At 67.5% G+C, this 7,204-nt stretch carries 9 protein-coding genes; all 9 read right to left on the bottom strand.

Annotation, left to right across the window (positions count from 1 at the left end; translation table 11 throughout):
- Positions 1-302 precede the first annotated feature (302 nt).
- Positions 303-1,292 (bottom strand): MaoC family dehydratase, encoded by a 990-nt coding sequence (locus FV222_RS13020; protein ID WP_147814561.1) that lies wholly within the window; start codon positions 1,290-1,292, stop codon positions 303-305.
- A 47-nt stretch (positions 1,293-1,339) separates the two neighbouring features.
- Positions 1,340-2,437, bottom strand: a complete 1,098-nt coding sequence (gene ychF / locus FV222_RS13015) for a redox-regulated ATPase YchF (protein WP_147750704.1) — start codon at positions 2,435-2,437, stop codon at positions 1,340-1,342.
- Positions 2,438-2,450: 13 nt separating this feature from the next.
- The gene (locus tag FV222_RS13010; RefSeq protein ID WP_246685445.1) at positions 2,451-2,822 is read right to left on the bottom strand and encodes a PIN domain-containing protein; all 372 of its coding nucleotides are present in this window, start codon (positions 2,820-2,822) and stop codon (positions 2,451-2,453) included.
- A complete protein-coding gene (locus FV222_RS31165) occupies positions 2,728-3,114 on the bottom strand; it encodes a hypothetical protein (RefSeq protein ID WP_246685446.1) in 387 nt (128 codons plus the stop codon). Before FV222_RS31165 ends, FV222_RS13010 begins: the two co-directional genes overlap by 95 nt.
- A 46-nt stretch (positions 3,115-3,160) precedes the next feature.
- On the bottom strand, positions 3,161-3,778 hold the full coding sequence (pth, locus tag FV222_RS13005; protein WP_147750702.1) for an aminoacyl-tRNA hydrolase: 618 nt from the start codon (positions 3,776-3,778) through the stop codon (positions 3,161-3,163).
- A 112-nt stretch (positions 3,779-3,890) separates the two neighbouring features.
- Positions 3,891-4,583, bottom strand: coding sequence for a 50S ribosomal protein L25/general stress protein Ctc (locus tag FV222_RS13000; protein WP_147814557.1), 693 nt, complete (start codon positions 4,581-4,583; stop codon positions 3,891-3,893).
- 203 nt (positions 4,584-4,786) lie between these two features.
- Positions 4,787-5,626, bottom strand: coding sequence for a hypothetical protein (locus FV222_RS12995; protein WP_147814555.1), 840 nt, complete (start codon positions 5,624-5,626; stop codon positions 4,787-4,789).
- Complete coding sequence (locus FV222_RS12990; RefSeq protein ID WP_246685444.1) at positions 5,626-6,717, bottom strand: DNA adenine methylase; 1,092 nt, start codon at positions 6,715-6,717, stop codon at positions 5,626-5,628. Before FV222_RS12990 ends, FV222_RS12995 begins: the two co-directional genes overlap by 1 nt.
- A gap of 132 nt (positions 6,718-6,849) precedes the next feature.
- Positions 6,850-7,204, bottom strand: a 355-nt coding sequence (locus FV222_RS12985; RefSeq protein ID WP_147814553.1) for a tetraacyldisaccharide 4'-kinase, incomplete at its 5' end; no start/stop codon positions are given.

Below are 7,204 nucleotides of genomic sequence, written 5' to 3'. Positions count from 1 at the left end.
GCGCTGCCGCGAACGACCCGTCGTCGCGGCCGGCCCGGTCTGTGCGGGCGGTGCGTCGGACGGGTGCTGCAGGGGGCGAGGAACGGCGCTGGCGGGCAAACCGTTCCGGCCGGAGGCCTAGCGGCGCGCGATCCCATCGGCCTTCCCCCCGCGCACGAGCCGACCGCCGAACGGACGCCTCTCCGCCCGAGCGGATCGAGCCGGGCGGTTCGCGATGGATCGCTTCAGGGACGTCCGGACGGTCGTCGCGTTATCGGATTTCGCTCGTCACCCGACGCAGGCGACGGGGCCGGACGCGCGCGTTACGGCGCCCACTGCCAGAACACCGAGCTTTTGAACGAGAACACCGGCTCGCCGCGCTGGTTGACGCCGACGTTGTCGGCGAAGGCCAGGCCCCAGCCGGGGCGGGAGGCGGAGGCGCGCTTGTCGGTGAGCGTCGTGGCGTAGCGCACGGTGTCGCCAGCGTAGACCGGCCTCAGCCAGCGCATGTCGCGAAAACCCGGCGAGGGGCCGGTCGCCGGCGCCAGCCCGCGGGCGGCGGTGAAGGCGTGGTCGCGGGTGCGGGTGGCGAGCAGCCGCTTCATGTAGGCGGCGGCGGTGTGCCAGCCCGAGGCGCACAGGCCGCCGAAATGCGTGGCCTTGGCGGCCTCCGGATCGGTGTGGAACACCTGCGGGTCGTAGGCGCGGCCGAAGTCCAGGATCGCCTCGGCCGAGAAGGCGTAGGCGCCCAAGTCGCGGGTGGCGCCGACCGCGGCGTCCTTCAGGAACGGCACGATCTCGGCGTCGTCGGGCTCAACCAGAGGGGCCGGAACGCCGGTCTCCACGACCCGCGGCGCCGCCGGCTCGGCCCCGCGGCGGGCCAGCATCACCGTGAACGCCTGGGTCATCACCGCCTCGCTGCGGTCGTTCTCCAGGGTCAGCAGGCAGACGGCGAAGCCCCGATCCGGCTTCGAGGCCGAGGCGCGGGTCTCCTCGACGCGCAGGGTGGCGGAGAGCGAATCGCCCGGCAGCACAGGCTTCAACCAGCGCAGCTCGGCGACGCCGGGCGATCCGAGCGAGGAGTGCCCGCCCATCGGCCCGGCCTGCAGCAGCCGCATCCCGAGGGAGGCCGTGTGCCAGCCCGACGCGATCAGCCGGCCGGCGAAGGTCTTCTCCGCTTCGCGCTCGTCGAGGTGGAACGGCTGCGCGTCGAACTCCCGGGCGAAGGCGACGATGTCGTCGCGGCTCACCGTCAGCCGCGCGCCGCCGCGAACCTGGCCGGCGGCGAAATCCTCGAAGTAGAGGCCTGACATGGGCATGTCTCCGTCTGGACGCAGGTGGTCCGGCGCGGCCGCGCGCGTCAGTTTGCGAAGCGGAAATGAAGCACGTCGCCGTCCTGCACGAGGTACTCCTTGCCCTCGAGCCGGAGCTTGCCGGCGTCGCGCGCGCCCGATTCGCCCTTCAGCGTGGTGTAGTCGGAGAACGCGATCGTCTCGGCGCGGATGAAGCCCTTCTCGAAGTCGGTGTGGATCACGCCGGCGGCGGCCGGCGCGCGGGTGCCCTTGGTGATCGTCCAGGCGCGGGCCTCCTTCGGGCCGACGGTGAAGTAGGTGATGAGCCCGAGCAGATCGTAGCCGGCGCGGATCACCCGGTTCAGGCCGGGCTCGGCGAGCCCCACCGCCTCGAGGTAGTCGCCCTGGTCGGCGGCCGGCATTACCGCGATCTCGCTCTCGATCTTAGCCGAGACCACCACCGCCTGCGCGCCCTCGGCCGCCGCGCGCTCCTGCACCGCCTTCGAGTAGGCGTTGCCCTTGTCGGCGTCGCCCTCGTCGACGTTGCAGACGTAGAGCACGGGCTTGGCCGTCATCAGGCCGAGCTGCTGGAACAGCTTCTCCTCCTCCGGCTTGCGGGCGACCATGCGGGCGGGCTTGCCCTCGCGCAGGTACGGCAGGGCGCGGTTGACGAGGTCGAGGAACTCCTTGGCTTCCTTGTCGGCGCCACGAGCCCGCTTCTCCAGGGCGACGACGCGCTTCTCGAGGCTGTCGAGGTCGGCCAGCATCAGCTCGGTCTCGATGGTCTCGATGTCGGCGCCTGGGTCGACCTTGCCCTCCACGTGGGTGACGTCGCCGTCGTCGAAGCAGCGGACCACGTGGGCGATGGCGTCGCATTCGCGGATGTTGGCGAGGAACTGGTTGCCGAGGCCCTCGCCCTTCGAGGCGCCGCGCACGAGGCCAGCGATGTCGACGAAGGTCAGCCGCGTCGGGATGATCTCCTTCGACGAGGCGATCCGCGCCAGGTCGTCGAGGCGCGGGTCGGGCACCGCCACGTCGCCAACGTTCGGCTCGATGGTGCAGAACGGATAGTTCGCGGCCTGCGCCGCCGCCGTCTGCGTCAGCGCGTTGAAGAGGGTCGACTTGCCGACGTTCGGCAGGCCGACGATGCCGCATTTGAAGCCCATGGGTCTTGGTCCGTTAGGTGAGCGCCAGGGTGGCGCGGGCGCGAGGCCCGAAGGGATTGATGATCGTCAGGGACTCGACGGCTTGGCCGTCCCGCATATCTTCAGAGACGTAGGCCTGGCAGCGAGCCTGAAGCGCCGAAGCGAGGGCGATGCTGTCCCACCAAGACAGGCGGTGCTTAGCAGACACGCGAATCGCCAGACGGTGGGTCTCAACGTCGAGCGGGGCGGTGCAGGCATGGTGGAATGCGGACAGGTAGCGCTCGATGTCGGCCGGAGGAACGAGCTTCTTCCTATAGGCCGCGACCCAGACGCATTCGTGCAGAATTTGCGGGCTGACGACCAGACGCCTCTGCGTCAGAGCCTTCGTGATCACCTCCATACTCATCGACCGCTTCGCCGGATCCTTCGGATCCAGGGCGTAGATCAGGATGTTCGTGTCGAAGAAGAGCCGACCTGTCATAGATCTCGTCGCGCGTGGGGAGGTTCTCGGCGATGCCGGGCCATCCGGGCCCCTCGAAGAAGTCCTCGAGGATCGCAAGCTGGTGCGCAAGCTCGGGCGCCCGGCGGTCTGCCAGCGCCTGGGCGACGAAGCGGGACAGGCTTTGGCCCTGCTTGGCCGCTTCCACGCGCGCCCAGGAAAACAGGTCCTCGTCGAGGGTGATGGTGAGGTTCTTCATCGGACGGCCTCCAAGGCCTTCGATATCGTGTCCTCGTGTTTTCGTGTCAATTCTTGGCGGCCTTCTCGCCCGGCCGCTTCACGTCGGCCCAGCCACGGCCGACCATGGCGAGGTGGACCTTGTTCTGGAAGCTCTCGTTCTCGTTCGCCGCGAGCAGCGCGATCTCGTCGGCGACCGCCCGGCACAGGTCCTCGACCCAGGGCTCCTCGGACTTCGCGAAGTCGTTGAGCACGTAGGCGTGCACCAGGGCCTTGTCGCCGGGATGCCCGATGCCGAGGCGCACGCGGCGATAGTCGTTGCCGCATTGGGCGGTGATCGAGCGCAGGCCGTTGTGCCCGGCGTTCCCCCCGCCGAGCTTCACCCGGATCTTGGCCGCGGCGAGGTCGAGCTCGTCGTGGCATACGATCACGTCGGACAGCGCGATCTTGTAGAAGCGCTGCGCCTCGGCGACCGAGCGGCCGGACTCGTTCATGAAGGTCTGCGGCTTCAAGAGGATCGCGCGCTCGGCCCCGAACGAGACCTCGGCGGCCTCGCCCTGGAAGCGTCGCCGGAACGGGCTCGCCCGGTGGACCCGCGCGATCTCGTCGATCGCGAGGAACCCGATGTTGTGGCGGTTGCGCGCGTAGGCTTTGCCCGGATTGCCCAGGCCTACGATGAGTCGCATGGCGACGGACTCCGGCCTTCCAAAACAAGAACGCCCCGGCCTCGCGGCCGGGGCATCGTTTCGAAGCCGCACCACCACGAGGGCGGTGCGGGAGGATCGAGCCGCGAAGGGCTCAGTCCTCCTTCTTCTCCTCGGAGGCTTCGGCCTCTTCGGCCTCGGCTTCGACCTTCTCCGCCTCGGCTTCCGCCGACTGCGCCTCGGCGATCGCGGCCTCCTCGGCCTCGACCTCGGCGCCGAGCACGGTCGGCGGCACGACGTTGGCGATCGGGTCGGTGGCTTCGCCGGTGTAGACGACGCCGGCCGGCAATGTGACGTCGGAGACGTGGATCACGTCGCCGATCTCACGGCCGGTGAGGTCGATCTCGATCCCGTCGGGGATCTGGTCGGGGGCGACCTCGACGGCCAAGGTGTGCAGCGAGATGTTGAGGGTGCCGCCCTGCTGCTTGATGCCCGGGGCCGCGTCCTCGTTGTGGAAGTGCACAGGCACCTCGACGGTGACGGTTTGGCCGGCGACCACGCGCAGGAAGTCGACATGCATCGGCACGCCGCTGACCGGGTCGAGCTGGAAGTCGCGCGGGATCGCGCGGGTCTTCTTGCCGCCGGCGTTGATCTCGAACAGCGTCGTCTTGAAGCCGCCGGCGTAGATCAGGGTGCGGGTGCGGATGAGGTCGATGGCGATCGACTGCGGCGGCTGGCCTCCGCCGTACACGACAGCGGGAACCTGGCCCTGGCGACGAACGGCCCGGGCGGCCCCCTTGCCGACCCGGTCGCGTGCCACGGCCTCAAGCGTCTTGACTGCGCTCATGGCGTGATCCTTTGGTTGATGAATGGTCGGGGAAACGACGAAGGCCGCCCGAGACGGACGGCCGAACCGAAACCCCACGCGCCCGTGCCTCCAAGGGTGTCTGGCGGGCGTGGAGCGCCTATAGCGGGCTTGGGGCCGGATGGCAACGCGGCGCAATCCTTCGCCGGGCGCCGCAGCGAGCCTGCCCGTCGCCTCTCGCAATCCTATAAACCGAACTCGGCTTTGAGGGTCGTGAGATCCGCGAGGAACTGATCGCGCATCTGCATCGTGTAGATTCTGAGAATGCGACCATCGTTCTGACGCGCGACGATCTTGGCCATGTCCGCCATCCTGGCTTTCCAGGTCGTGCCGTCGGTCATGACCAGCAACGCGGCATCTCGGCGTTTCGCCTCGATGATGGCGTCGAGATCGCCCAGGATGTCCGTCATCTTCGAACCGGTCGCGCCGTAGGCCTTGGCCTCGATGAGGATGAGCGGACGGGTCCGGCCGGGGATGGCGATGTCGCATTTCGCGATCTTGCCGCCGACGCCCGTGAACGTGCATCGCAGTTCGTAGGCCCCTTCCCCGAATACCTCTCTCACGATGGCTTCTGCGAAGTCTTCGAGGCCGCGCCCCCGCTTCTGCCCCGAGATCGCGCTGCCGCGGCCGGACCGAAGGCGCTCGACCAGCACATCGCTCCAGACGAGCTTTCGGTTGACGGTGGTCGCCATCGCGTCGAGCAGGCCGAAACCTTCGAGTGCAGCCAGGAACGCCGCCCGATCCGTTTGATAGCGCGTCACCCCGATACCGCCCTTGCCGAGCGCCTCGCGGAGAAGCGCCTCGGACTGGTCCTTCGAGAGGCCGAGGAACAGCCTGCAACACAAAAGTCCCTCGTCGAAGTGGTCGTCGAGGAGCGCAGCCACATCGGCCCGGCCGTATGCCTCCTTCACGCCGAACGCCGTCAGCTTGGCGATGACGTTGCCGGCCGTGGCATCCATCCAGTCGACATCGAGCGAACTGAGGGCTTCGGCGATCTCTTCGGCCCCCTGATCGACGACACGCATCAGCGCCCCACGATCAGATACTCATCGACGGACGCCCGCTTAACGGCGACGTGGGTGCCGAAGTGGTACCGATGAGGGCGCGTATAGACCTCGACGTTGCGCTTGTATTTCCTCAACAATATCGTCAACTGCTCCAGATCGGGAAAACCATTCGAGCTGTAGCTCATCACGATAGTCTGCCGCCTGAAGCGGGCGAACATCCGATCGAAGGCATCTTCGGCCTGGGATCGATAGCTGAAAGGCGTATAGCGCTTGGCGATTTTTTTGACCTTCGTACCCTCCATGATATCGAGATCTTTCCAATAAACGGAAAGCCCTTCCACGAAGTGGTAGCGCTTGATGTAGCAATTATCATCCGCACGTGGAACGTATGGCGGATCGAGGTAGACGAGATCGATTCCTTGCGCGTCGGCGTCGAACACGTCGCATCTGAGCGCCCGGTTTTCGAGAGCGTTGGAGAAGACGGCTTCGTTGTAGACGGCGACCTGTTCGAGAAAATGCTGTTCGATGCTCAAGCGCAGATCGCGTCGGCCATCGTCGTAGCGCGCCGGATCGCCCGAGATCGTGAAGACGCCGCGCGGCTGCTTCTTGAGGCACGATCGGACGAGAGCCGAGACCGCGAGAGCACGTTGGTGATCGCATTCGAGCTTGGTCAGGTTCGCCGAAACCCGGTCCAGGAACCGCAGGTCCTCCGGACGAAAGAACACTCCCGTGAAGGTGCGCTCTATGAACGTATCGGCTCGATCGTTACGGGACAGAAGCCTATCGAGGGCGTCGGCGTCGATCCGAGACTTCGAGTTCTCGACGAGACCCTTTGCGACGGTCGCCGAGACGTTCAAGAAGTCGGTCGCGACCACCCGCCGTCCCATGGCCTTCATCAGATAGGCGACGGAGCCACTGCCGCTGAACGGATCCATCGCCGTCTCGAAGTCGAGGCCTTGGAGCACGCCATGGATCCAAGGCAGCAGCCGCTTCTTCGATCCCATGTATCGCAGCTCGGGAAAGGCCGCCGCCCTGCCCGGCAAGGACATCGCGCCGCGTTCCGCGTCGCCCGCCTTGATCTGTAGCGCGTTCGGGACCGCAACGTTCATCGATCGCGCATCTCCGACCAGAAGGGCTCGTGACCGGCGCGCCTGAACCACGCCACCGTACACGCGATAGCACGGCCGGTTGCGATGTCGTCATCGCCTTTCACGCTTGTCCAAAGGCGGCGGCAGAGGGCCTCACGTCCTTACGTCTGGATCGTCCAGCGCCGCCGACACCAGTATCTCCAGCGTCTCGGGCGTCTGGAAGTGCAGCGCGACCGGCAGCACCCGCACCCGCGCCGCGAACGCTTCGGGCAGGCGGACGCGGTCCTTCTCGGTGGTGGCGAGTTCCGCGCCGAGGCGGTCGGCCTCCGCCGCCAGCCGGGCCAGGTCGGCGTCGCGGTAGGGGTGGTGATCGGGAAAGCTGCGGGTCGCGGCGACCTCGGCGCCGGCCTCGCAGAGCGAGGCGAAGAACTTCTCCGGGCGGCCGATGCCGGCGAAGGCCAGCACGCGTCGGCCCGCGACAGCGGCGCCCTCGGGCACCAGCCGGGCG

Origin of the sequence: Methylobacterium sp. WL103, assembly GCF_008039885.1 — a bacterium.
GTDB lineage: Bacteria > Pseudomonadota > Alphaproteobacteria > Rhizobiales > Beijerinckiaceae > Methylobacterium > Methylobacterium cerastii.
This window is presented reverse-complemented; position numbering and strand designations above follow the sequence as displayed.